Annotated in this window: 24 protein-coding genes; 9 read left to right on the top strand and 15 right to left on the bottom strand. The window is 50.9% G+C overall.

Translation table 11 applies throughout. The annotated features are described in order from the left end of the window. Window positions 1–108 precede the first annotated feature (108 nt). On the bottom strand, window positions 109–1,008 hold the full coding sequence (locus tag IEX02_RS12755; RefSeq protein WP_188695635.1) for a TIGR01777 family oxidoreductase: 900 nt from the start codon (window positions 1,006–1,008) through the stop codon (window positions 109–111). Between the two features lie 22 nt (window positions 1,009–1,030). Continuing rightward, window positions 1,031–1,396: a dihydroneopterin triphosphate 2'-epimerase gene (gene folX / locus IEX02_RS12750; protein WP_188695632.1), complete on the bottom strand. Its 366-nt coding sequence runs from the start codon at window positions 1,394–1,396 to the stop codon at window positions 1,031–1,033. 87 nt (window positions 1,397–1,483) lie between these two features. Between folX and IEX02_RS12745 the strand changes: the two genes are divergently transcribed. Next, window positions 1,484–2,530 (top strand): AI-2E family transporter, encoded by a 1,047-nt coding sequence (locus IEX02_RS12745; RefSeq protein WP_188695629.1) that lies wholly within the window; start codon window positions 1,484–1,486, stop codon window positions 2,528–2,530. Here IEX02_RS12745 and IEX02_RS12740 read toward each other — a convergent pair. From IEX02_RS12740 to IEX02_RS12720, 5 genes are all read right to left on the bottom strand, one after another. Continuing rightward, the gene (locus IEX02_RS12740; RefSeq protein WP_188695625.1) at window positions 2,502–3,821 is read right to left on the bottom strand and encodes an ATP-binding protein; all 1,320 of its coding nucleotides are present in this window, start codon (window positions 3,819–3,821) and stop codon (window positions 2,502–2,504) included. The genes IEX02_RS12745 and IEX02_RS12740 overlap by 29 nt on opposite strands. A gap of 5 nt (window positions 3,822–3,826) precedes the next feature. Then, entirely contained in the window at window positions 3,827–4,501 is a 675-nt protein-coding gene (locus IEX02_RS12735; RefSeq protein ID WP_188695623.1) for a response regulator transcription factor, read from the bottom strand. Window positions 4,502–4,506: 5 nt separating this feature from the next. Continuing rightward, window positions 4,507–4,776, bottom strand: a complete 270-nt coding sequence (locus tag IEX02_RS12730) for a PepSY domain-containing protein (protein WP_188695620.1) — start codon at window positions 4,774–4,776, stop codon at window positions 4,507–4,509. A 54-nt stretch (window positions 4,777–4,830) separates the two neighbouring features. Then, complete coding sequence (locus tag IEX02_RS12725) at window positions 4,831–5,307, bottom strand: glycine zipper 2TM domain-containing protein (protein WP_188695618.1); 477 nt, start codon at window positions 5,305–5,307, stop codon at window positions 4,831–4,833. Window positions 5,308–5,450: 143 nt separating this feature from the next. Beyond that, window positions 5,451–5,879, bottom strand: a complete 429-nt coding sequence (locus tag IEX02_RS12720; RefSeq protein WP_188695615.1) for a hypothetical protein — start codon at window positions 5,877–5,879, stop codon at window positions 5,451–5,453. Window positions 5,880–5,967: 88 nt separating this feature from the next. Here IEX02_RS12720 and IEX02_RS12715 point away from each other — a divergent pair, with 88 nt between their 5' ends. Next, window positions 5,968–6,642, top strand: a complete 675-nt coding sequence (locus IEX02_RS12715) for a 1-acyl-sn-glycerol-3-phosphate acyltransferase (RefSeq protein WP_188695612.1) — start codon at window positions 5,968–5,970, stop codon at window positions 6,640–6,642. 121 nt (window positions 6,643–6,763) lie between these two features. Here the strand turns inward: IEX02_RS12715 and IEX02_RS12710 are convergent, their stop codons facing one another. The 4 genes from IEX02_RS12710 to IEX02_RS12695 all read right to left on the bottom strand — a co-directional run bounded on the left by IEX02_RS12710 (window position 6,764) and on the right by IEX02_RS12695 (window position 11,031). Continuing rightward, entirely contained in the window at window positions 6,764–7,951 is a 1,188-nt protein-coding gene (locus IEX02_RS12710; protein WP_188695610.1) for an amino acid aminotransferase, read from the bottom strand. Window positions 7,952–8,039: 88 nt separating this feature from the next. Then, entirely contained in the window at window positions 8,040–8,810 is a 771-nt protein-coding gene (locus IEX02_RS12705) for an NRDE family protein (RefSeq protein WP_188695607.1), read from the bottom strand. A gap of 8 nt (window positions 8,811–8,818) precedes the next feature. Further along, window positions 8,819–9,775 (bottom strand): FHA domain-containing protein, encoded by a 957-nt coding sequence (locus IEX02_RS12700; protein ID WP_188695604.1) that lies wholly within the window; start codon window positions 9,773–9,775, stop codon window positions 8,819–8,821. Further along, window positions 9,766–11,031, bottom strand: coding sequence for a S1 family peptidase (locus IEX02_RS12695; RefSeq protein ID WP_188695603.1), 1,266 nt, complete (start codon window positions 11,029–11,031; stop codon window positions 9,766–9,768). Before IEX02_RS12695 ends, IEX02_RS12700 begins: the two co-directional genes overlap by 10 nt. Before the next feature lie 150 nt (window positions 11,032–11,181). On the opposite strand from IEX02_RS12695, the gene IEX02_RS12690 reads away from it, so the two are divergent. The 3 genes from IEX02_RS12690 to IEX02_RS12680 all read left to right on the top strand — a co-directional run bounded on the left by IEX02_RS12690 (window position 11,182) and on the right by IEX02_RS12680 (window position 14,952). Then, window positions 11,182–11,775: a lysophospholipid acyltransferase family protein gene (locus IEX02_RS12690; protein WP_229702211.1), complete on the top strand. Its 594-nt coding sequence runs from the start codon at window positions 11,182–11,184 to the stop codon at window positions 11,773–11,775. 64 nt (window positions 11,776–11,839) lie between these two features. Beyond that, window positions 11,840–13,078, top strand: a complete 1,239-nt coding sequence (locus IEX02_RS12685; protein ID WP_188695600.1) for a cystathionine gamma-synthase family protein — start codon at window positions 11,840–11,842, stop codon at window positions 13,076–13,078. Window positions 13,079–13,227: 149 nt separating this feature from the next. Beyond that, the gene (locus IEX02_RS12680) at window positions 13,228–14,952 is read left to right on the top strand and encodes a potassium/proton antiporter (RefSeq protein ID WP_188695597.1); all 1,725 of its coding nucleotides are present in this window, start codon (window positions 13,228–13,230) and stop codon (window positions 14,950–14,952) included. A 69-nt stretch (window positions 14,953–15,021) separates the two neighbouring features. Here IEX02_RS12680 and IEX02_RS12675 read toward each other — a convergent pair whose 3' ends face one another. Further along, on the bottom strand, window positions 15,022–16,425 hold the full coding sequence (locus tag IEX02_RS12675) for a DUF4397 domain-containing protein (RefSeq protein WP_188695594.1): 1,404 nt from the start codon (window positions 16,423–16,425) through the stop codon (window positions 15,022–15,024). 197 nt (window positions 16,426–16,622) lie between these two features. On the opposite strand from IEX02_RS12675, the gene IEX02_RS12670 reads away from it, so the two are divergent. Both IEX02_RS12670 and IEX02_RS12665 read left to right on the top strand, forming a co-directional pair. Next, complete coding sequence (locus IEX02_RS12670) at window positions 16,623–17,234, top strand: FMN-dependent NADH-azoreductase (protein WP_188695591.1); 612 nt, start codon at window positions 16,623–16,625, stop codon at window positions 17,232–17,234. A 284-nt stretch (window positions 17,235–17,518) separates the two neighbouring features. Then, window positions 17,519–20,083 carry a TonB-dependent receptor plug domain-containing protein gene (locus tag IEX02_RS12665; RefSeq protein WP_188695588.1) on the top strand — a complete coding sequence of 855 codons (2,565 nt, stop codon included), beginning with the start codon at window positions 17,519–17,521 and terminating at the stop codon, window positions 20,081–20,083. 44 nt (window positions 20,084–20,127) lie between these two features. On the opposite strand, the gene IEX02_RS12660 is transcribed toward IEX02_RS12665, so the two are convergent. Then, window positions 20,128–20,673 (bottom strand): glutathione peroxidase, encoded by a 546-nt coding sequence (locus tag IEX02_RS12660; RefSeq protein WP_188695586.1) that lies wholly within the window; start codon window positions 20,671–20,673, stop codon window positions 20,128–20,130. Window positions 20,674–20,830: 157 nt separating this feature from the next. Here IEX02_RS12660 and IEX02_RS12655 point away from each other — a divergent pair, with 157 nt between their 5' ends. Together IEX02_RS12655 and IEX02_RS12650 are read left to right on the top strand one after the other, a co-directional pair. After that, entirely contained in the window at window positions 20,831–23,317 is a 2,487-nt protein-coding gene (locus IEX02_RS12655) for a S9 family peptidase (protein WP_188695582.1), read from the top strand. A gap of 86 nt (window positions 23,318–23,403) precedes the next feature. Continuing rightward, entirely contained in the window at window positions 23,404–24,315 is a 912-nt protein-coding gene (locus IEX02_RS12650; protein ID WP_188695578.1) for a Gfo/Idh/MocA family protein, read from the top strand. 19 nt (window positions 24,316–24,334) lie between these two features. Here the strand turns inward: IEX02_RS12650 and IEX02_RS12645 are convergent, their stop codons facing one another. Both IEX02_RS12645 and rrtA read right to left on the bottom strand, forming a co-directional pair. Beyond that, a complete protein-coding gene (locus tag IEX02_RS12645; RefSeq protein ID WP_188695575.1) occupies window positions 24,335–24,751 on the bottom strand; it encodes a GFA family protein in 417 nt (138 codons plus the stop codon). Window position 24,752: 1 nt separating this feature from the next. Further along, window positions 24,753–25,346 (bottom strand): rhombosortase, encoded by a 594-nt coding sequence (rrtA, locus tag IEX02_RS12640; RefSeq protein WP_188695571.1) that lies wholly within the window; start codon window positions 25,344–25,346, stop codon window positions 24,753–24,755. Window positions 25,347–25,413 lie beyond the last annotated feature (67 nt).

Below are 25,413 nucleotides of genomic sequence, written 5' to 3'. Positions count from 1 at the left end.
CTGAACGCCTCGAAGGATCGGTCAACCGATCGCTCGAATATTTCTTAACTGATCGGCATTAGGCGAAAGCCCGTTTTTTATTGCGCTTAAACGAGCCATCAACCTTGATTAACTTTGCAGCAGATTCTCCAGCGCGGGTTTGAGGTGCTGGAACTGAAAATGAAAGCCAGCTTCTTCTAAGCGCGTGGGAATGACGCGCTGTCCGTATAAAAGCAGCTCAGACATTTCGCCAAACAGCAGCTTCAGTGCAAAGCCCGGCATGGGAAACAGACAAGGGCGTCCTAGCACGGTGGCCAGGGTTTCGGAAAACTCCTGATTTGTGACAGGATTCGGGGCGGTTAGGTTATAAGGCCCCTGACAGTCGGGGGTTTCCAGTAAAAAGCGAATCGCAGCCATCATGTCACTGATATGGATCCAGGACATAAATTGTCGCCCGTCGCCCATTCGGCCACCTAATCCCGCCCTGAATGCCGGGAGCATCTTGACGAGTGCGCCACCTTTGCGACTCAGGACGATACCAGTGCGTAACAAACAAACCCGGGTATTTTCGCTTTGCGCCTGAGAAGCAATCTGTTCCCAGCGTTGGCAAAGCTGGTGGCTGAATTCATCATGCACGGACCGGTGATATTCGCTGATTAGCTCTTCTCCCTGACGTCCGTAATAGCCAATAGCGGAGCCACTTAAAAACACCTTGGGGGGATTGGCGCTGGTCTGACACAATTCCACCAGTTTTTCGGTGATCTGCCAGCGACTTTGACATATCCGCTGCTTTTGCTCATTGCTCCAGCGTTTGTCGGCAATAGGCTCACCGGCCAGATTAATAACAGCATCGTAGCCGTCCAGACTGGGGAGTTCGTTAAAGGAGGAGATCCAGCTTGCGCGCCGACCAAGTGCCAGTTCCGCCTCGGCAAGATTCCGGGTCAGCACCGTGACCTGATAACCCTCTGGCAGCCTGGAAAGCAGACGAGTGCCAATCAGTCCTGTACCTCCCGTCATCAGAATCTGCATAATAGGAAAAATCCTTTATGGCTCAGCGTTTACTACAAGATAAGCACAGAGAGACCGAATCAGCAAAGCGCAATGCATGGGGTTTATCTACCTCGGCTTCAGCATGAATCACCCAGGGATGCTCCGACGCGATTGCCAGGATGTCTGAAGTGAGCTTTTCCAGCAAAGAGAAGCGGTTGTTTTCCACCAGGTCAATAATACGTTTGGTGATAGTGCGGTAGTTTAGGGCGTCCTGCATATCATCACTATTGGTGGCTTGCTCGGCCTGGTACTGGATAGTGACGTTAATAAGCACATCCTGTTTATTATCAATCTCGTCTTGCTTGATACCGATGTAAGTGCGCAGGCGCAGATTTTTGATTCGAATGATTGCGGGGTTTAGCTTCATAGGGACATCCGTTTTTTCTTGATTTTGTTTCAAACACATAAGGCTTTTGGTAATTTTGCCACAACCTGACTTTCTTCTCTCTTGGATATGGAAATAAAAAACGCCTCTTCGAGCAAAGTTCTCCTGACCATGGCGGCCCTGGTAGTGATTCTGGCCGGCGTAAAAGCGGCCAGCAGTATATTGGTGCCGTTTCTACTGTCGGTGTTTATCGCCATGGCCTGTAATCCGCTTATCACCTGGGCCAGTCGCTATCGGGTACCGCGCTGGCTGTCAGTGATATTAGTTATACTGTTGATCGTGGTTTTTGGATTTATGCTGGCCGGATTAGTTGGCAATTCCATGAACGAGTTTTCCCGCAATTTGCCTGAGTATAAAGAGCAGTTAGCCGGTGAGCTAAGCTGGCTGGTCGGGCGCCTGGCAACGTTTGATATCCACTTGGACCGCAGCCAACTTTTGTCCTATTTGGATCCTGGTCTGGCCATGAACATGGCATCTAACCTGTTATCAGGTGTGGGAGCTGTGATGACCAACTTCCTGCTTATCCTGCTTACCGTGGTATTTATGCTATTCGAAGCCGAGTCGGTGCCGCGCAAGGTGCATATAGCCCTGGACGACCCGGCGATGAAAATTGAACAAATCGATAAGTTTCTGTCCTCAATTAAGGATTACCTGGCAATCAAAACACTGGTGAGTCTGGCGACGGGATTTCTGGCGGGTTTGATGTTGTATTTGCTGGGGGTCGACCATTTTATGTTGTGGGCCGTACTAGCCTTCCTGCTTAACTATATTCCTAATATTGGCTCTATTATTGCGGCTGTGCCGGCCGTGCTGTTAGCACTCGTACAGCTTGGCCCTGCTACCGCTGGCTTGGTGGGTATAGGTTATGTGGTGATCAACACCCTGATGGGCAATGTGGTGGAGCCGCGCTTTATGGGGCGGGGCTTGGGGTTATCTACCTTGGTGGTGTTTTTGTCGTTGATCTTCTGGGGCTGGCTATTGGGCACGGTGGGGATGTTGTTATCGGTGCCCCTGACCATGATTGTTAAAATCGCCTTGGAATCTACTCAGGGAGGGCGCTGGTTTGCGTTACTCTTGGCTGATGATGTTAAGCCGGTAGAGGAAAGCGCAAGCTGATTCTGGCGCCACCAAGCTCGGAGTCTCTGATTAGCAGGGTGCCGTTGTAGGCTGCCACTAAATCAGAGACCACCGCCATGCCAATTCCCTGACCACTGGCGTAAGAGTCCAGTCGTGTTCCGCGGTTGAGGAGATCCTGGCGTTTGTCTGTCGGGATCCCCGGACCGTCATCTTCAATATCAATACACAGCTGCTGGTTACAGTGCAGACTCACCTGAACCTGCTTATGGGCGGCTTTACAGGCGTTATCCAGCAGGTTGCCAAACAGTTCCATCAGATCGGTTTGATCGCCGGGCAGTGCTAAATTGTCCGGATCATGCAATTGGATAGCCAGTTGCTTGTCGGCGTGCACTTTTGTCATCGCGGAGATAAGTTTCGTCAGCAAAGGCGCCAGTGGCTCGGCTTGTTGCCAGCCGCTGCCGATACCGGCTACTGCTCGCTTGAGTTGGCGGGCGATAATGCTTTCAATCTGTTCCAGTGGCTCTCTGGCAGAAGCGGGCAATTCAGGATTGCCTTTGAGAACCGCTAAGGGCGTTTTCAGGTTGTGCGCCAAGTCGCCCAAACTATGATGATAACGACTACGCTGCTGCTGCTCTGAGTCCAGCAGGTGGTTAAGGCTGGCTTTGAGGTGTTCAAGCTCTGGTGGAAAATTACCCTCTGCGCGTCGCTGCTTACCGGATTCTACTTCACTGATTTGTTTGACCAGGCCACCAATAGGTTTAAGCGCCGCATTCAGGCTGAAGGCTAGCAGGGCGATAAGTACCAAGGCAACGAAGGCTAACCATTGCCATAGGGTGTAGCGAAAGGTTGAAAGTTCGCTATCGAAAAGTCGTCCTTCCATCAGAATGTGAAAGGTGACCGGAAACATCAGGCTTCTGTCCTCAAATTCGGCCGTGTAGCTGAATTGAAAAAAGGTACGGCCATTGAACTGCTTGGATAAAAACAATTCATCGCCGACATCAGGCCGTTGTAGTTCCGGTATCTTCTGCCAGTGCAGGGTTGACTCGGATTGCCATAACGGCAGCATATGCATGGAAATAAGGGCATAGGTGCCGGAGTCGGGAATATTCAGGCTGTTATTGAACAGGGTTTCCGGCATCTGGATCACGCCGTTGATGACCTCAAACTCAGAAATGAGTCCCAGATTCTGAATGCGCAGTTGATCCTGCATGGATTGGGTCAGGCTGTTGGTATACGCCTTTTCCAGAGTGAGTGCGGTCAGCGGCAAAAATACCACTAACACCAGCAGCGCCGCAGCAAAACTGCGGCCTTTCAGTGACCACCTGCGCATCGCAATCAAAGCTGGCGACTAATACGATAGCCACGTCCACGCAACGTATCGATGGGCTTTATACTGCCGTCCGGGTCGATTTTTTTGCGCAGGCGCCCGATAAACACCTCAATGACGTTGCTGTCCAGATCAAAATCCTGATCATAGATATGCTCGGTCAACTCGGTTTTAGACACAATCTTATTGGGATTCATCAACAGGTACTCTAGTACCTTATATTCGTAGGCGGTAAGCTCTACATACTGCTCGTTGACAAACACTTCCTCCGAAAGGGTATCCAGACGGATGGGGCCACGTTCTATGGCTGGGTTAGGCTGGCCTGCAGCGCGGCGAATCAGAGCCTTGGCGCGGGCTAACAGCTCTTCATTGTGAAAAGGTTTAGTCAGGTAATCATCGGCGCCTGCCTCCAGGCCTTCGACTTTTTCCTGCCAGCGATCACGGGCGGTAAGGATGAGAATCGGGCTGGTGATCTTGTCTTTTCGGACCTGACGGATTAAATCCAGACCGTCCAGCACTGGCAGTCCGATATCAACTATGGCCAAATCGTAAGGATATTCGCGAAACAGAAAAAGGGCTTTTTGCCCGTCATCGGCCAGATCCACACTATAGCCATTTTGCTGCATCAGTTGGTCAAGCTGGGTGAGCAGCCGGGCGTCATCTTCAACAATTAATACTCGCATTACGCTTACTTCCTATCTTTGTTGTCCTTGCTAGGTCTGACTTTTCCTGACTTTTTATCTACGTCTACCGTCACGACACGGCCGTTTTTCTGCAGCACTTTGACCCGGTAGTTGTCTTTTTGTGGCTCGACTTTTAACACCCGGCCATTGACCTGTTGCTTCACGCGTTTGGCTGCCTGCGCCTCATCCAGTTGCTCCTTGTCCTGAGGGGCAGCGTGAGTCGCGGCAGCCAACACACAACCTAGTGTGAAAATCAGTATTTTACCCAGTTTCATTCTCGCTACCTTTGACTTGCATTGATGCTGACAAGTCTACCTGTAAAGCCCATATCAATAAAATGCAGGACGAACATTTATTTTAACTTTCAGGCGCTTGCCAGGATGGCGCTGGGTCACGGTATGATAGAGCTCGCCCTTGTATTTGTACGTCACATCATAGCCGGTCAGTTCGCGTATGCGACGTTGCGTTCCCGGGCGCATTTCACACACTTCCCGATAGCCGTTGCGTCCTACATCATGACCAATGGCCCCACCTAATGCGGCACCGGCCACCATGCCAACTTTCTTGTTTGACGAGCTATGACCTAAGGCATGACCCACGGCTCCGCCAATAATAGCACCCACTACGGTAGGGGTTGCGTCATGGCGCTGGCGGGTGGGGTAGCAAACGCGCTCGGGTGCACTGCTCACCAGTACGGTTTCGTATATGGGGGTAACCTGCTTCACTTTGGCATAAGCATAACGCTCAGCGGCTTGGACGTTGGCAGATAACACTAGCATGGATAAAGGGATGATCCAGGTTTTCATAATTGCATCCTCATCGTTCTCGTTATGCATAGAGTAGGATGACGAGGATGAATCTTGCCTGAACTTTTACTTAAGGGTAGAAACTGTGTTCCAGATAACAAAACAGGGGCCTGAGCCCCTGCTTTACCGCAACATATGACCTATCAAGCCAGCGGGTTGGTGCATTCAGCGTAAACGCTAAACTTTTTGTTAAAGGTATAGATATGCACCGACAAGGACAGTGGACCTATCTCCTGCCAGAAGTCCTGCTGTGCGGCAGAAGGACAAACAGATTGGCGAAGATAGTTACGCTGATACTCCAGTTCCATATCCAACTTGGCGGGGATCTGGATATAGGCGTTGATACCGCCCTTAACCACCTGCGCACCTTGGTAATACCAATCGCCCATCATAAAGGAGGTCTTGAAGCTATGATTGACGCGTTTAAGGGCCTGCTGAACCAACTGCGGATCTTGTGTGTCTACCGCAGTGAGGGATTGGCTCTGGATACAGGCAGACAGAGATAAGGTGGCCAGCAGCGCCACTGCTGAATAACAGAGTTTGCGAATCAGGGTATGGGGCTGTTTGGACATAAATGAACTCCGTCTTGCGTTTACATACTGAAGTATCGGCAAATCCGGCATATCCTTTAATCTGTTACTGAGTCAGGAGTGTAACCATTTGAAGATATTGAGTTTCATGCTGATGGGCGGGGTTAAACTTTTGTCTCATTGTTTTTACCGGGGGGCACCCAACTGGCTGAGTCAGGAACGGGAAGCCGCGCTTCGTGAAGTACGCCTGGTGGTCTTTTTAAATCATACCAGCCTGTTTGAGCCCTTATTTATCCGCTTTGCCCCTTGGTCATTTGTCTGGAACATTGCCCATAAGGTTATTGTGCCTGGTGCAGACGTTACCCTGCAGCGGCCCTTGGCGGGGCGCGTACTCAAGGTGTTGTTGCCTGGGGTGATTCCCATAACCCGTAAAGCCGATGAAAGCTGGGAGCATTTTTTATCTCTGGTGCGAGGCGATGTGATCACGGCGATTTTACCCGAAGGACGAATGAAAAGACGCAACGGTCTGGATAAAGACGGCCAGCCCATGTCTGTTCGGGGGGGCGTGGCGGATATTCTGCAGCGCCTCGACAGCGGCAAACTGTTGTTTGTGTATAGCGGCGGATTGCACCATATCCAATGTCCCGGGGAACGGTTGCCTCGCCTGTTTAAAACCCTTAACGCTAATCTGGAAGTAGTTGATATTGCAGACTATAAAGCACGGATCGGTAAGCGTACAGAAAGTAACTTTAAAGCCAAGGTAATGGCAGATATGAATCAGCGCCTTGATGATTTTGTGCCGTAATCGGCGATGCTGTTATCAATGATTAAGGGAAAGGAGGGGCACCACAGGATAACCGCTGATGCTGCTAAACCGAGCATAATAAAAAAGCCGCATAAAGCGGCTTTTTAGTCTCAGTGGAGACTTACAGTACGGCTACTAACGCGTCCGCGATGTAGTCAACGTTGGAATGACTGATACCGGCGATGTTCACGCGGCTGGAGTCCACAAAGTAAATTGCATAGTCGCTGCGCATTTTCTTCACCTGCTCAGGACTGATGCACAAGTAGGAGAACATGCCTTTTTGACGGGTAATAAAGTCAAAGTCGTTGCCGCTTTTCTCTTTAATCTTATCCGCCAGCAAGCGACGCAGGGTTTGCATACGCTCACGCATCTCGGTGACTTCATCCTGCCACAGAGCCTTAAGCTCGTCGTTGTTCAGGATAATGTCCACCAGTGCACCACCGTAAGAAGGCGGCATGGAATAGATGGCTCGGGCAATTGCCTGGATCTGGGTTTGCAGTGCATCGCGGGTTTGACGGTTAGCGCTGATAATGGCGGCCAGGCCAACACGCTCACGGTACAGACCAAAGTTCTTTGAACAGGAAGCCGCAATAATCACTTCCGGTAAATTGTCTGCCAGTAACCGCAAACCGTATGCGTCATCATCAATGCTGTCACCAAAACCTAAGTAGGCAATATCCAAAAATGGCAGGAATTCACGCTGTTGCGCCAGTTCCAGTACTTTATTCCATTGCTCTTTGGTGAGATCGGCACCTGTGGGGTTATGGCAGCATCCGTGTAGCAGCACCACATCGCCCTTATTAACTTTTTCCAGGCAGGCAACCATCTCGTCAAACTTGATGCTGGCACTGTCTTTGTCGAAGTAGGGGTAAGTTTCGATTTTAAGACCGGCACTGCCGATCAGAGGGATATGGTTAGCCCAGGTCGGATCGCTAACCCAAACGGTCAGATCGCCTTTGGCACGCTTAAGCAGTTCCGCCAGAATACGCAGCGAACCACAGCCACCTGGCGCTTGAACTGCTGAAACACGCTGTTCGATCAGGGTCTTGTGACCTTTACCCAGCAGCAATTCCAACATACCGTCAATAAAACCTTGCACGCCCTGAGGACTGATGTAGGTTTTGGAATCCTCATTCGCCAGCAGGATATTCTGCGCCTTAGCGACAGCGTGCAAAATTGGCGTGCGGCCTTGTTCGTCTTTGTATACGCCAACACCCAGATCAACCTTCTTAGGGTTGGTTTCCTGTTTGAACGCGGCGGACAGGCCAAGGATAGGATCGGCAGGTAACTGCTCAAGCACTTCTAACATGGTTTCCCTCAACTAATTATGTGCAGATGGTTTGGTGCGCAAAAGGCGTCCTATTATGACAGCAGTACGACAAATTTCGAGTGCCGATTTATAAATAGTCGCTTATCTGAAGATGTTGACTGACATTGTTGTAAACCGCGCCTGATGGCAGAAAGCTCCGTTCATACCAACTCAGTTGATGATGGCGGTTTATCAACAGCAAAGTAGAGGTTCTTGTGCCGTATTCTTCTGAACAGATAAAGATGGACGAGAGGCGCTTTTCCCAATCTTTGGGAACGCCTGTGTCTGGTAGCGCTGCATCCTCGGCTTGTGTGTCATTTCGCAGCAAGCTGAACAAGGTTTCAATGTCGGTATCACCCCGTTGGCAATAGGCCGTCAGGGCGGCCACACCCTGACTGGTCTTAGGCCAGGGACTATGCAAATCGGCGTTGGACAAGCCGTAGATACCTGGCTCAAGCGAGGTCAGCGCATTGCTGTGATTATTGTAGACCGCCAATGATTGCCAATCACCAAACAGCAGGTTGTAGCCATTGTAATCGTTTCGGTGCTGGGCCAGCCACTGCGCGTAATCTGCCGGTGGGGTGTCAGCCAGGTAGTGGCTGACCAAATGGCCGCGACTGGGTTTATCAGCAACAAAAGTGGCCGGGGCACGGATATTGGTTAAAGCGGCAATCCGGCCTTGTCGGTTTACCCCCATCCAAGTGCCACCGCCCTGAAGGTCCCGACCCGCCAATATCTGCGGCTGTTCAGGCCAGAATGCCGACGCCTGAGTAGGGCGGTTGTGAAACTCATCCCGGTTGGCAGCAATCAGCAGCGGATACTCCGGATGCTGACGTACTGCCACAAACAGGATGCACATGCCTTAGATTACTCTTTACCGCGACTTGTCGCGGTTTTCTCATAGGTACTGGCCAGACCTTCCACAAACTCTTCTGTGGACACCCCATCGTCAATGGCATAGGTGCCTGGGAGCAAGACAAACTGATAGGGGGGGCGAGGCGAGAAGTCTGCCTGTTTAATTTCCTGCCAACCCATCAGGCAGGCAACCAACAAAAAGGTGCAGCCCAAAGCAATACGGTTGCGACGGTAGGTTGGTTGATGGAAGGCGATAAGTAACGTCAGCCACAGTAGCGTAAAGAACAGCATACCCAATGCAACCAGTTCAACGCCGTTCCAGGCTGGGAACTGGGCAAAGTTAAACTTCAGCCATTGATTCAACAGCGACAGTCCCATGCCTATCAATACCATCAACAGTAAAATAGAGTATTGGCTGGCAAGCCGGGCATCTTGCTTTTGCAGCCTTGAGAGTAAACCAAATAACAACGGCCATACCGACAATATCAGTAGTTCGCTGATAAGTCTGGGGAGCATTTTGCCTAGCTCAAACTCAACAAAGGTATGCAGGTAGGTTTGATAAGTAAGGGCCAGGGCGTACACAAAGGCCAATAAAAAGGTAAACCGCCAGTGGGACAGGAAGGATAGGCGCGATTCGATAACGCTCAGCCTAAGAGCCGGCTCGACCTGTTCGGCACTGTCAAAAACACGCAGACGGGTTTTACCCAGCACCACTACATCGTCTTTTGCCAATCTTGCCTGCTGCTGCACCTTACCGTTGATATGTATGCCATTGAGTGACTGGCAGTCACGAATATGAATCTGGCCCTCAGCATCCTGTTCAATCACGGCGTGCTCGGCCCCCACATAAGGGTCATCCAGGCGGATATCGTTGTCATAACCGCGGCCAATGCTGACCGACGACTGGCCGAAACGGTAATGTTTTACCTGACGGTTATTGGCCGCTAGCTTTTCAATAATTATTGCCATGCCATAGCCTCCACAAAACGCTGGGTAAAGGCCTGACTCATTTGCTGAGTGACACCGGCCAGGGTGAAATGGCTTATCAGTCCCTGCTGAGCCTGCCCGTAACTGGCGCCAAGAATGAGCACATCAAAGAGCTGATCAAAGTCTTTATAGGCGCGGGTGCAGAATACGAAGCGCAATTTCATGTTTTGTGCGTTGCTGACTCGTTGCTGCTGGCATTGATAATTGGTGACGTTTTCCTTTCCGGCATTATTGCCTGGGCCGGCACTTTGCATACCCTGTTCGTATAAATTATAAAAAGCCGCAGAAGAGAGTTTGTTGGAGGTCAGCCATTCGTATTCAAGTTCCAGGGTACCGGTACGCAAACGCTGATTTAAAAATATTTCTTCATCCAGGCGACAGCGCTTTTGCACAGTCAGATAACGGGCATTCTTGTCATCGGCGTTGGAGTTGCCCCAACAGGGCAGAAAATCCACCACCTCACCAGCGACGCTGGCTTGCCCCAAAGATGCCAGCGGCCATGGCGCCTGAATAAATGGCGAAAGCAAGCGCTCCTGGTTAACAATCAACTGGCGTTGAATTTCGTCCATAAAACGCTCAGGCGTTGCGTCTTTTGCACGTGCAACCAGAGCTTGTAGCGGGGCCAATGGCACCAAAAAGCCTATTTGATTACCGGCTGTGGCAACGTTTACACCCACCACTTGCCCCGAGGCATTGACGGTCGGTCCACCACTCATGCCGGGGTTGATTGAACCGGTAAAGTGAATTTTCTGATTAAAACTGCTTTTTTTCAGTCCGTTATAGGTGCCGGGAACGACAATCATGCCCAGGTCATGGGGATTACCCAGGGAAAATATACTGTCACCTTGTGCCGGCAGGCTGTCGGCCAGGGGAAAATGCTCGGCTCCCTCTACCTTGCGGCGCACCAGGGCCAGATCATTGACTACATCAATATGCTGCAGAGTGAGTGGGCCGGTTTCTCCGGTATGAGTAAGATACTCTATGCGGTATTTTTTAGGGGAGAACACTGAGTCAGAAATCACGTGATAATTTGTCACGATCAGGCCGTCATCGCTGACCTGAAAGCCCGAACCGATGGACGATTTATTGCCTGATTCAACTTCGATCATACGGATTTGAAACAAGGCCGGCTGATAATGACCAAATACATCCTTGGCGTTTTCTTCAGCCAGCAGCGTCGTACTGACCAGTGAACAAAGCAGGCACACCGTAGTGCCGATTAACGACGTCAACTTCATTGTCATACCAGAGGGTGGTGAATAGCCCCATTCTGCCTGAGCAAACAAGGCTTTACCATGCTTTCTCTTGTTTGCCTTTGTGCAAATCCACTCGACAAGTGGCAGGAGGTCGGAGAACATTAAGGATATTGAAGTTAAAGACGTGAATTTATGCAATCTTCACTGAATATGCCGCCAATTGGCGATAAAGTGCCCAGAATAGGCAGCCGTTTTACCTTTTGGCTTGGCTGTAAAGTTTTGTCGATGAAAGGTTGGAGAATGGAGGGTGAGTTTCCTAATCTGGATAAAATGGTGGCCTGTGTTGCACCACATACCTCCAATTGGGATTTTGTTATTGGTCTGGCGACCGCGTTTGCACTCAGATTGCGGGTATCTTTTCTTGGCAAGCATTCCCTGTTTAAGGGGCCCCTTGGTTGGTGGATGCGTAAAATAGGCGGTATTCCGGTGGAGCGCAGCGCACCACAAGGATTAGTGCAACAGGTGGCGGATGTGTTTGCTCGTCAGGATATGGTGTTAGGTGTGGCGCCAGAAGGGACGCGCAAAAAGGTAGAAAACTGGAAATCTGGTTTCCTGCATATTGCTAAAGCCGCCAATGTACCTGTGCTGCTTATATATTTGGATTATAAAAAGAAAGTAATTGGATTTGGTCCTTTGCTGGAAATCGGCGATGATATAGCCGTAGAGATGGCTAAAATAAGAGAGTTTTATGCCGGCGTCACAGCCAAGTATCCTGAATTGGCGTGATAAGTTAGTGTTAGGGCGGTGAGTGAGTTATTTACCGTCCTTCAGGGCAACGACGAGGTGATTTTTGGATTTTAAAGGTTTTACTACCAAGCTGGTGCATGCAGACCGCCTGCTTAACCATCCCGAGGATGGTGCGGTGCACCAACCTGCAACCAAGTCAGTGCTGTTTGAATACAAACGAGTCGAAGACTTGGTGGATGTATTTCAAGGGCGTAATGCTGGCCATGCCTATTCGCGTCAGTCATCCGCTTCCATTAATGCATTGCAGAATATGCTGACGCAAATGGAAGAGGGGGTGGGTGCTCTTACCTTTGCTAGTGGCATGGCAGCGATTACTACCACCATGCTGGCCTTGTTTAAGCATGGCGACCATCTGATTTTCAGTCAGTACTTATTTGGCAATACCAATAGCTTTGCCAATACGCTGCGCGGCTTTGGCATTGAGGTTACGCTGGTGGACACCACCAAGGTGGCCAATGTGACGGCGGCTATTCAGGACAATACCCGTGCGGTCTACCTCGAAACCATCGCGAATCCGGTGACACAGGTTGCCGATTTGGCGGCCATAGGTAATTTATGTGAGCAACGCGGGTTGCTGTACTTGGTGGATAACACCATGACTCCGGCAAACTTGTTCGATGCTAAATCGGTCAAAGCCTCGATGTTGGTTGGTTCATTAACCAAGTATATTGCCGGACATGGTCAGATTCTGGGTGGTGCGGTGATCGATACCGGCTTGTTTAATTGGCAAGCTTTCCCGAATATCAATGATTCATACAAGTCTCAGCCGGCACATTTGTGGGGCCTGTTGCAAATTAAGAAAAAAGGCTTGCGGGATATGGGCGGCTGCCTGACGCCGGATGCGGCACATATGATTTCGGTCGGTATGGAAACCCTGGCGCTGCGCATGGATAAAATCTGCAAGAACGCCCTAACTCTGGCCACCTATTTGGCCAGCCACGCCAAAGTGGAGAAAGTTTACTATCCGGGATTGAATGACCATCCTCAGCACGCGCTGGCTAACGAGTTTTTCACCCAGTATGGCGGTATTCTGAGCCTGGATTTGAAGGATGGCGCAGACTGTTTTGCATTTTTGAATGACCTTAAATTAGTTCTTAATGCTACGCATCTGGGGGATACCCGCACCCTGGCTATTCCGGTTGCCCACACTATCTATTTTGAGATGGGAGCTGAGCAACGTGCCAAGGCGGGTATCAGCGACAATATGATTCGTCTCAGTGTCGGTATTGAAGACATTGATGACATTATTGCTGATTTTGACCAGGCGCTGGATAAGCTCTGAGTTATTTTTCCATCTTGTTAAAGGCGCGTTTTTTTACGCGCCTTTTTTGTTCCTGTTTGAGTTGAATTGAGGCGCGAACAGGCCAGGGCCTATGCGTGCCGCTTTGCATCTGTGTTACTCTTATTCTTTATACCGCAGGGGAAGGCGCCATGAATGAAGTGATCGGTATTATGCTGTTGGGTGGGGCGCTGCTGGTATTTAGTATTTTGGCCAGCGTGTTGTCAAACCGCCTGGGCGCGCCGTTGTTATTGGTGTTTTTGTGTATCGGTATGCTGGCCGGCGAAGATGGCATACTGGGTGTGGAATTCGACAACCCTCAGTTAAGTTTCTTTATTGGCTCTCTGGCTTTGGCCATTATTCTCTTTGACGGTGGCATGCGTACCCATAAGGAGCGATTCCGGGTCGCACTGTGGCCGGCTATCAGCTTGTCTACCTTAGGGGTGGCGCTGACATGCACTATTACCGCGGCTGGTGCGGTATGGTTGTTTTCATTGCCCTGGCCCACGGCATTACTGATTGGTGCCTTATTAAGTTCCACTGATGCGGCAGCGGTATTTGGTATTTTCCAGTCCCGTGGCGTGACGCTTAAGCAGCGAGTTGCTTCGACATTGGAAATAGAGTCGGGTACCAACGATCCCATGGCCGTTATTTTGACCATGACGCTTACTACGGCCTTGGCAACCGGTGCATCCCTGGACTTATCCAGTTTGGGGTTAAATGTGTTGTGGCAACTGGTTATCGGTCTGATCGCAGGGTGGCTGGGGGGCCAGGCATTTATTTTGTTGGTCAGACGTATTCCGCTGGATTTTACCTTTGTGCCCTTGTTGGCAGCCGCCAGTGCCATTTTAGTCTTTGCCCTGACCGCCAAGGCTAATGCTAGCGGCTTTTTGGCGGTATATCTGATGGGCTTTCTTATCGGTAACGCGCGTTTACCGCAGCTTGTGCATATATTGCAGGTGCAGGATGGATTAACCTGGCTGGGACAGATATTGATGTTCCTTATTCTGGGACTGCTGGTCACCCCTTCGCATCTGATGGACAACGCTGCGCTGTCGTTATCCGTTGCGTTGATTCTGATTTTTGTGGCAAGGCCTATTGCAACCTTGATTTGCTTGTTGCCATTTTCCTTTCCCTGGCGCGAGCAGCTATTTATCAGCTGGGTGGGGCTGCGTGGCGCCGTGCCAATTATCCTGGCACTGTATCCCTGGTTATCGGGGTTGGAAGATCAGGCGCTGTATTTTGATGTGGCGTTTTTCGTGGTTTTGATTTCTCTGTTAGTACAAGGTTGGACAATGACACCGCTGGCTCGTTGGCTGGGACTGGAGGTGCCGCCTACACCGGAGCCGACGCAGCGCTTGCCGCTGGAAACCTTGCCAAGTGGTGACCCCATGGAGGTCTGGGCCTTTCCCATCACCAAAGACAGTCTGGCCTTTGAACATCGCTGGGATGAACTTACCTTTACCCATCAGCCTTGTTTTGTGGGCATTATTCGTAATCTTGCCTGGATCCAGCCCGAGCATACCCGACAGTTTATCGAGGGGGATAACGTCCTGGTAATGGGGCGCGCTGCCGATATGGAAAGTGTCAGCCGGGTGCTGGCGAGTACGGATAAAGCCAAGCAACTACAAGAAAGCGACTTCTTTGGTGCGTTTAGCTTGCATGCCGGTCTGTCATTACGAGAAGTGGCACAGTTTTATCCGCTAGGGGAGTTACCTGAGGAAAAAGCGGCCTTGAGCCTGTCTGACTTTTTCGCCCGTAAGTTTCATCGCCGGGTAGTAGTGGGAGACTATCTGAATGTGGGAAGCGTCACACTGACGGTTCGCCAAGTGGATGAGCAGGGCAATATTGAAAGCGTGGGGATAAAGGAAAGTTAGAAACAAAGCGGCCCAAGGCCGCTCTGTTGGGTTGTCATTCTAAACCACCTCCTATGCAGGTGTTTTTTACTAGGGCTGGCTGTCATCCAGCAGCAAAACCTGCGCAGGTAAGCCGCCACCGGCGGCGTCCAGTGCTACGGCGGTAAACACCCGTCCAGGCATAAGATCCAAGGCTATTGGCCCTATGGCGGCTTGTTTACTGCCGGTTGGTGTGACGGTCACATAGTAGCGCCCTTCGGGTAATTCAACGTAACCGGTATTTATCAGCTCGGGTGAGCCATACGGAATATCGCTGAATGCCGCGTCAGTATTGGTGATGTCCTCGCTGCCAGTCACGTAAATATCTACATTCCCTGCACTGGGTGAGGCATGCACGATGCGCACTTTAGCTGCGGTGGCCAGGGGGCGGGGCGTATCAAGCAAAACACCCAAGGCAATATTGGCCAGTTGGTTGTGTGCCATGGCCGTGTAGATAGCGCCTTGTTGCAAGGTTAAGACGGCATCATCAATGACAACAACACTGTTATCTGCATCGGCGACCACATCAACCAGATAATCACCTTCGGCTAAGGGCAGATAGCCCGACTGTTGTAAAAATGCCACACCATCCAGTGACGGGGCCGCCGGCGTTGAAGCATTGTTGAGTAAAATATCCACCGCTGGTGCATCCGCTACACCATGAACGACGCGAACGTGCGCGCCCGCGTTAGCATCCCAAACCATGCTGGAGCCTTCTGCGGTGGATAACAGTAGGGTGACCGGGGATGCCCCCGCGCCTACGTTATCTGTGGCTGTCACCATGGCATCCAAACCCTCTGGCAGTGTTAGGGTGCCGGAGTCAAATACCACATCCTGGCTGCCTGCAGGTGTTACCCTTACCCTGTAGTCGCCTGCTGACACTTCCGTTTGGGCGGTATGTTCCTTAAAGGACAGGGTTGCCAGCGCTTGAGCGCTGCTGAGATCATCCTCTGGTGCGGTGACATAGATATCCACCATGGGGGCATCTGCTGCGCCATGTACTATTTGTACTCTAGCGTTACCGGCTGACACCTGGGTAAAGTCATTTTCAATGATCAGTGGCTCAATGGTTGCCACCTTGCCGACCGCCAAAATGTCATAGGTTTTATTGCCCATAAAGGCCAAATCGACCGGCCCTATGACCGGTGTTTGAGTATCCATGGGGAGTTGAGCGTCTACTTGTATGCTGTAGCTGCCTTCGTCCAGGGCTATCCAAGGGGATGAAACCTGGTAATCGACATTTTCCAGTTCCGCCAGTATGCTGCCATTGGCGAGAATATTGACCTTGGGCGCATCAGATACCGCATGGGTAACACGCACATAAGTGCTGGCCGGTGCGGGGGGCTCTGGCTCTGGGGTAGGTGTGGGAGCAACCGAATCGTCATCGTCAAGCCAGCATCCCGATAGTGCTGCAGTCATCATTGAGATCGTCAAGAGTTTTGTGATCCCTTGCATGGTTTTTTCCTCATTGTTGTTTAGGCAAATTCAACTACGGGGAGAAGTCGGCAAGGGATCACATTCCATTTACAAGAGTGTCTTTCTATTACCTTCCTGTTTTTTAGAATGGTTTTGCGTATTTTTTGCGATTTTCTTTCTGTTTTTAGTGGTTAGAATGACTAGGACTTAAAGATTAACCGACTGGAGAACAAGCCATGAAAAAGCTGTTACTAATCAATTCGAGCCTTAACGGTGCACAAGGTCATTCCTGGCAGTTAGCCGACAAATTCGTTAAACAGTTAGCTGCGTCTACCGACATCAGCGTTTCGGTGCGCGACCTGGATGGCGAGAGTCTGCCACATCTGGGCGGCAGTGAAATGGCAGCATGGATGACTCCTGCTGAGGAACGTTCACAAGAGCAACAAGCCCTGGCGGCGCTATCAGATGGTCTGATAGCCGAGCTGCAGGACAATGACATTATTGTCATTGGTATGCCCATGTACAATTTTGGCGTGCCATCGGTATTTAAATCCTGGATTGACCGGGTGGCGCGTGCCGGAATGACATTCCGTTATACCGAAAACGGCCCTGTGGGGTTGGTGCAAAATAAGAAGGTTTATGTGGTGGCGGCGCGCGGCGGCGTTTATCAAGGAACGCCCAAAGACAGCCAAACCCAGTATCTGAACGATGTATTGGCATTTATGGGCATGACGGATGTGGAGTTTGTGTATGCCGAAGGCCTGAATATGGGCCCCGAAGCAGCTAATAAAGGTTTTGCTCAAGCCGACGAAAAAATTTCTGAACTTATTGAAAAAATGGTTGCCTGAATAAGTGCAGTGAGTGAGAGCCGAGCTCTCGCAAATGTGTGTTCCTAGTTGAGTGTGCTCTTTATGCCCCGCTTATAAGCGGGGCTTTTTTATGCCCGTTTATAAGCTCATGATTTGTCCCCAATTTTCTCACTATCTGAATATCTATGCTAAACCTTGATAGTCCGGGCTTTTTATCTGTGCCGGACAAGGCTTGGAGGGAAGTATGGCCAGCCTTTGAGCATCGATGGCGTTCATTACCCGTTGTGGCGTTGTCGATACAATGAAAATCAAGGGAGTACAGCATGAAAAAGCACACAATCAGTATTGCCGTGGCGGCCATTTTGGGCAGCTTACCGGTTACGGAAGCCGTTGCACAGCAACAAGGGGCAGAACAAGTTGAGAAAATAGCCGTGGTGGGAAGCCGTGTGTCAGGCCGCTCTGCCGAAGAATTACCGGTACCCGTGGATATTCTTGACGCCGAAGCCCTGCAGAACACCGGCCAAACGGAAGTGGGTAGAATGCTACAAGCGGTCGCCCCGTCGTTTAATTTTTCCAGTTCATCCATCAGTGATGGTACCGATGCCCTGCGACCTGCGACTCTCAGAGGATTAGGGCCAGATCAAACCCTGGTGTTAATTAATGGCAAACGCCGCCACCAGGCATCGCTTATCCATATTAATACCTCGGTCGGGCGGGGAACGGCAGGTACCGATATGAATGCCATTCCTGCTGCCGCCATTAAACGCATTGAGGTACTCAGAGATGGCGCGGCGGCGCAATATGGCTCCGACGCTATTGCCGGTGTGATTAATTTGGTGCTCAAAGACAGTGCCGAGCAGGGGAGCGCCGCGCTGTCTTATGGTGAATACTCGGAAGGTGATGGTGAAACCCTGAATCTGGATTTGAATAAAGGTCTGGCGCTTGGGGACGAGGGGTATCTGAATTTAACCTTTAACTACCGTGATCGGGGTTACACCAACCGGGCCGGTTTGCATGGCTCCTGCCAGTTTCCTGGCTGCACTACACTAGCAGACGGCTCCTTGCTGGCGGGGGATCCCAGAGAGCTGACCGCGCCCCGCGATACCTTTCGGATTGGTGACGCAGACTCCCGGCAAATCGCCTTAACCCTAAATACGGGGTATCAGTTGGGTGAAGGGGAGTTGTATGCTTTTTTAACTTACTCTACCCGAGATAACGAGTCCGCCGCGTTTTTCCGCCACAATGCCAATACCGGTGGCAATACCCCCTTACAAGATGGCGATGCCACTATTCAGATGGGCTTTTTGCCCAAGATAAACTCACAGATCGATGATGTGTCGTACAACCTGGGTTACAAGGTGGATTTTTCCAACCAGGCCAGTCTGGATCTGTCCTACACCTGGGGTGAGAACCGCATTGACTATGAGACCAGTGACTCCATTAATGCCTCTTACGCTAATACATTACGTTATGAGCAGGGTATGAGCGCGGAGGAGATTCGCGCCAGTATTCCCAGAGAAGCAGATGCCTATGGCTTAGAGCTGACACTGCAAACCCTGAATCTGGATTACACCAAAGAGTTTGATGACTTTTCCCTGGCTCTGGGGGCTGAACTCAGGGAAGACGGCTATAAAATATTGCCTGGTGAGGAATATGCCTATCGTGATTACGACACGGTAAATGGTGTGAGTATTTACAGTGGCATGAGTGGTGGTGTGGGCAGTGAAGATGCCAGTGGCGGCATCCAGGGCTTTCCAGGTATTGCCCCAGCCTCGTCGGTGGATGAAACTCGCAATGTGATGTCGTTCTATCTGGATGCTGAGACCGATCTTAGTGATAACCTGAGAGTCACCGGGGCAGTGCGCTTTGATGATTACGACGGTTTTGGCCATACCACCAACTACAAACTGGCCGCTAATTGGTTTGTCACCGACAACCTGAGTTTGCGTGGTGCGGTCAGCTCCGGTTTTCGCGCCCCGTCTATGCAGCAATTGTATTTTAACAATATCGGTACCCAGTTTGTGGTTAACGACCAGGGCGTATTGGTGGCACAGGAAGTGGGTACCTTCAGAAACGACAGTAACCTAGCTCAGGCCATCGGCATCCCTGAATTAACCGAGGAAAAATCGCAAAACTGGAGTGTGGGGGCCATTGTGAAGCTGTTTGATGAAATCAGCGTGACTCTGGACTACTACGCCATTGATATTGATGACCGTATAGTGATCAGCAACCGTCTGGGCAAAGGTTTATCGTCCACCCTGGACGCGGCCCTTGATGCATCCGGTGCTGGCGCCGGGCAGTTTTTCTTAAATGGGGCGGATACCGAAACCCGCGGACTGGATATTGTTAGTACCTGGAATACCGAGCTGGCCGGAGGGGACTTAGATCTGACTTTTGCGGCGAACTTCACCGATACCGATGTTGTCAGGTTGTTTACACCCCAAGGCAGTGGCCTGGAGACGGTGTCGGTGGACCAGGTGTTTTCTGAGCAGGATATTTCCATTATCGAAGAATGGCAGCCCGACAGCCGCCTTAGCCTGAGCGGTTTATATCGTCAGGACAGCTGGGATATGACACTGGCATTTAATCGGTACGGGGAATACACCGTCACCGATGGCGGTATGCAAACCTATGGGGCCGAGGTGCTGACCGATGTGAGATTCCGCTATCACTTTAGTGAGGATATAAGCATCAGTCTGGGGGCTAACAACCTGTTTGATGTCACCCCAGATGAGAACCAGATCGGCAATTCCCGTGGCGGTACTATAGTGGATGCTCAGGGCAATGTAGTGGTATCCAGTCCGGGGATTTTCAAATATTCACGCCGCTCAGCACCTTTTGGTTTTAATGGTGCTTATTACTATGTCGGGGTGGAATACCGCATGTAATTAAGATGTTCCCGGTCAGACACTGTCTGACCGGGCGTTTGTGGTTATTCACCCGCCAGGGTTTTCTCCAGGGTCTGAATAAAGTCTTTGTCCTGTGGTTTAGTTCTAGAGCCGTAAGACTCCACCACGTCTCCTTTGCTGTTTACCAGATACTTATAGAAGTTCCATTTGGGCGTTGTGCCGGATTTTCTGGCCAGCATGCGATACAGGGGATCAGCATCATCACCACGCACGGCGATAGGCTCAAACATGGGGAATTTCACCCCGTAAGTTAACTCGCAAAGCTCAGCCGTTTTGGCTTCGTCGTTGTCTTCCTGATTAAAATCATGAGAGGGGAAGCCCATCACCACTAACCCTTGGTCTTTGTAATCGGCATAGAGTTTCTCCAGCCCTTCAAATTGCGGGGTAAAGCCGCAGTAGCTGGCAGTATTGACGATAAGCAAGGTTTTGCCTTGGTAGGCCTGACACAAGTTAACCTCTTCCTGTGAGTTCAGTTTGCGTTTAACAAACTTGAGTAAATCTGGGCACTGGTCAGCCATGGCACTGCCGGCTACCAAACTGAATAACAAAGCAATCAAACGCGTTTTCATGGTGATCCTTATGGAATTGGGATATTAAAATCTGTTGTATAACAAGAACTGATAATACGCCATCGTCTTTCAGTCAGATCATTTATCGTAGCGATAAACGACGCTTTAGGATTTAATAATCGGTTCATCACCCAGCAAATACGGGAACACTATAACAATGCACAAGACGACAAAACGTTATCTGGTGCTGCTGATGTGCGCCGGCTTAAGCGCATGCAGCACCACCAGTCAAACATCCTCAGGCCCAGCCGTACAATCCAAACCCTTGCCAGAACCCGTTCAGGCCCAGGCAGCCTTAGCTGCCCAGGGTGACAAAATCAGCCTGGAACAAATTATGGCCGATCCGGACTGGATGGGGCGTTTCCCTCAGGCGCCATTCTGGGGATTGGACAGCCAAAGTGTGCGCTATGCACGTAAGCGCGAAGGCAGCCCGGTGATGGATCTGTGGCAAACCTCTGCACAGCAAGGTGGCAATGGTGGGGTACTTCCTCTTGGTGAACGGCACCTGACCGATAACGGCCAGCGTATTTTTAATGCCGATGCCAGCCAGGCGGCCTGGTTGTTTGAAGGCAATTTGTTCGTGAAAGACCTAGCCAGTGGCAAAGTGACTCAACTGACCCGTTCCAGTGAACGTGTCAGCCGCCCTATGTTTATGACTAACGGCAATCTGGCTTATCAGATGGGCAATGCCTTACTGGCTATTGATCTCAACAGTGGCTTGACCCGCCAATTGGCCAGCTGGACGTTTGCTGACAAGCCCAAAGCGGTAGACGCGCCCAAAGATTACCTGGCCGAAAAGCAGTTGGAATTGATTCAGTATGTGAATAAGGAGCGCGCTGATCGTCAGGCCAAGTTTGACCACAAACAGGCACTGATGGCTGAAAATGCCAGCCTAACCCCCGAGCCCTTTTACCTACCGGCCAATTATCGCACTGTAGAAGCCAGCTTGTCGCCGGATGGCAAGGGCCTGGTCTTGGCTATCGAGAAAGATGAGCCGGGTCGCGATGATAACGACATCATGCCTAACTACATTGGCGAAGATGGCCGGATTAAATCCGAAGCCGTGCGCCGTATGGTGGTCGATGCCAAGCCCCGCGCTCAGGAACTATGGTTATTGGACCTGACCAAAGGCAGCCAGGTGGCGCTGAGTTATCAGACCTTACCTGGCTACAACGATGATGTACTGGCCGAGGTGAAAACCGAAAACGCCAAAGCCAAAGGTGAGAAATATCAAGCCAATCGTCTGCCCCGTGATATCGGTTTGATTACCGACTGGTACTGGAGCGAAAGTGCTATCAAGTGGCACAGCAACGGTCAGCAAGTGGCTGTGATGCTCAAAGCCTGGGACAACAAAGACCGCTGGATTGCCACCGTGGATCTGGCCAAGGGCAAGCTGGTTAATCAGCACCGTTTACACGACAAAGCCTGGGTCAACTACCGTTTCAACAGCTTTGGCTGGCTGAACCAGAGTGAAACCTTGTATTTTCTGTCTGAGCAGTCGGGCTATGCCCAGTTGTATCGTCAGGAGCTGGGCGGCAAAGAGTTGGCCCTGACCTATGGCGACTATGAAGTGGACAAGCTGACGCTGACCCGCGATGACAAGTTCATCTACTTCAGAGCCAACATTAAGCACCCTGGTATTTACGAGATTTATCGGGTGAATCTGCAAAGTGGTGATATTGAAGCCCTGACCGATATGGGCGGCGATAATGAATATGTGCTTAGCCCCGATGAGCAAAAGCTGCTGCTGACCCACAGTCAGGTAACCCGTCCGCCCGAATTGTACGTGCAGGATGCCCAAGTAGCGGCCAAACCGGTTAAACTGACCGATACGGTTAGTGAGGCCTTTAAGGCCTTGCCCTGGGTAGCGCCTAAGGTGGTGCCTGTGCCGTCTAGCCATTCCGAGCTGCCGGTCTACGCCAAGGTTTATTTGCCTGAGGATTATCAGCAAGGTCAAAAACGTAAAGCGGTCATCTTTAACCATGGCGCCGGTTACTTGCAAAATTCACATTTGGGCTGGTCAGGTTATTTCCGTGAATTTATGTTCCACAGCATGCTGGTACAGCAAGGCTATGTGGTCATGGATATGGATTATCGCGCCTCTGCCGGCTACGGCCGTGACTGGCGTACCGCTATATATCGTCAAATGGGGACGCCGGAAATTCAGGATCTGCAGGACGGGGTAAACTGGTTGGGCGCCAATGCCAACGTAGATACCCAGCGTATCTGTACTTACGGCGGCTCTTACGGCGGTTTTATGACCTTTATGGCACTGTTTACCAATCCTGAGCTGTTTCAGTGCGGCGCGGCGTTGCGTCCCGTTACCGACTGGGCTTATTACAACACGCCTTATACCGCCAATATTCTCAACACCCCGCAGGTAGACGATTTGGCCTATAAGCGCAGTTCGCCTATCTACTATGCTGAAGGTTTGAACAAGCCGCTGCTGATTAACGCCCCTATGGTGGATAACAATGTGTTCTTCGTGGATGTGGTGCGCCTGGTGCAGCGTTTGATTGAGCTGGAGAAAACCGATTTCGAAACGGCTATTTATCCGGTTGAATCCCACGGTTTCCGCCAGCCCAGCTCCTGGCTGGATGAGTATCGTCGTATCTACAAGTTGTTTGAGGATAACCTCAACTAATCAGGATAAAGCCCCGCTGGTCGGGGCTTTTCTTTTTTTTATCAATCCATTAAGTTATCGCCCCTGGCTGGAAAGGGGACATGCTGATGAAAATAGCCTTAATTGGTCTGGGGGATATTGCCCAAAAGGCCTACTTGCCGCTGTTGCAGGAATGGCCACAAGTGGACTGGTTGTTTTGCAGCCGTAATCCTGAGGTATTAAGCCGGTTGACCAGGCAATATTCGGCTGCCGAGGCTTGCCTGGATTACCGTCAGTTGCCTAACCTTGACGCAGTGATGATCCACAGTGCCACATCCAGCCACTTTGAGATTGCCCGCTATTTTCTGGCTCGTAAGGTTGCTGTCTTTGTGGATAAGCCCTTATGCGACAATTATGCCGATTGTGAAAGTTTGCATGAGCTGGCCGCGAAACAGGGCGCGCCGCTGTTTGTTGGCTTTAATCGTCGCTACCTGCCCATAGTGCAACAGCAAGCCGGCTGTTCGCTGGACAAGATGCCAGGGCTGACATCACTGCGCTGGGAGAAGCACCGACATAACCTGCCCGGGGATGTGCGTACCTTTGTGTTTGATGATTTTATCCACGCCCTGGATGGCATCAACTTGTATGGCAATGTGAATCCGGATGATATGGTTTTGCATAGCCAGTTTCAGGGGCTGCAACTGGGCCGGTTAGAGTGTCAATGGCGAATTGGAGAACAAGACTTTGAGGCTCGCATGGATAGGCGCTTTGGCATGACCTGTGAGCGCATTCAGCTTTGTCAGGTTAATCATACCCTGGAGTTTGACAGTTTTACCTCAGGCCGGCTGTTATCAAACAACGTTGCATCACAGTTTGCCCTGGCGGATTGGACGCCCATGCTGCACAGCAAGGGGTTTTCTGCCATGCTGACACATTGGCTCAGTGTGGTGGAGCAGGGCAAGTTAGACGATGCCAGTATAGCCCGCAATCTTAACAGCCATCTGCTGTGCGAAGAAATCTGCCATCGTCTGGGCGCCTAAGGGCTAAGCTTAATGCGCTTTAGTCTTGAGGGGCGAACTGGGCAAACACTTCTGCGCCGGTCATATTGTGGGTCTGGTTGGCAAAGCTGTAATAGTGCGGCTTTTCATCGATAAAGATTTGATGATCCAGGGTTAAGCCATCCAGGTCGTCAAACAAACCGGCCGACACGATATGCTGGTTGTTTTGCTTGAGCCGGTAAAAAAGTGCACTGCCGCATTTTTTGCAAAAGGCGCGTTCAGCCCACTCAGATGAAGCAAAGCGCTCCACATGTTGCTCACCACTGATTGTTAGTTCGGTGCCGCCGTCTACGGCCAGAAAGGGGCCGCCTACCCATTGCCTGCACATACTGCAATGGCAGACTCCTACCTTGCTTTCCACCTCGCCGCTAAGGGTTACCGCGCCGCAAAGACAGCGCCCGTCTGCTGGTAATTTCATCTCATCTCTCCTTATGTGAAAAATGCCTAAACAGCGCAGGAAGCGCTAATACTGTTCCTGATATGGCACCGAATAAATGGGCATCTATGGCAACATTGGCGTCAATCAGCGCGGCTACGTCCGCACTTGGGCCAAACCATTGCTCATAAATCACTTTGGCCCATAAACCCAGCAATAGCAGCCAGCCTGACTGGATGCCCTGGCGGATATCCATCATGGCGCCCCAGGCAAATAAGCCATGTAGCACACCGGATAACCCTACGTACCAGATTAACTGTACCGAAAACAGATACAAGCCCAGACTGCATGCCAAGGCAGATAGGAGCATAAACAGCAGGTAAGGGCGGTATTGATAATAATAGCCGTGTAGCGCCCAGAGCAATAACACCCCGGCACTATTGAGTAGCAGATGATTGAAATTAGTATGTAGCAGATGCCCGGTGAGCAAGCGCCACCACTGACCATTTTCAATTTGCAGGCGATCATACTGTAAGTACGTCTGGCTCCAGGGCTCCAGGCCATATAAAAGCCATGCCAGCGTAAGAATCAGCAATGGCCCGGCAAAGTGCTGGAATTGAAGTGGTAATTTTGGCATAAGGTCTTACATCGTCTGAGCTGGGACTATGATACCTTGCCGGCCGAGCTTATGCCTGAGAAATTCC

The organism is Bowmanella pacifica (assembly GCF_014645355.1).
GTDB classification, from domain to species: domain Bacteria; phylum Pseudomonadota; class Gammaproteobacteria; order Enterobacterales; family Alteromonadaceae; genus Bowmanella; species Bowmanella pacifica.
Note: the sequence above shows the minus strand (reverse complement) of the source record. Positions and strands in the feature narration are given on the sequence as shown.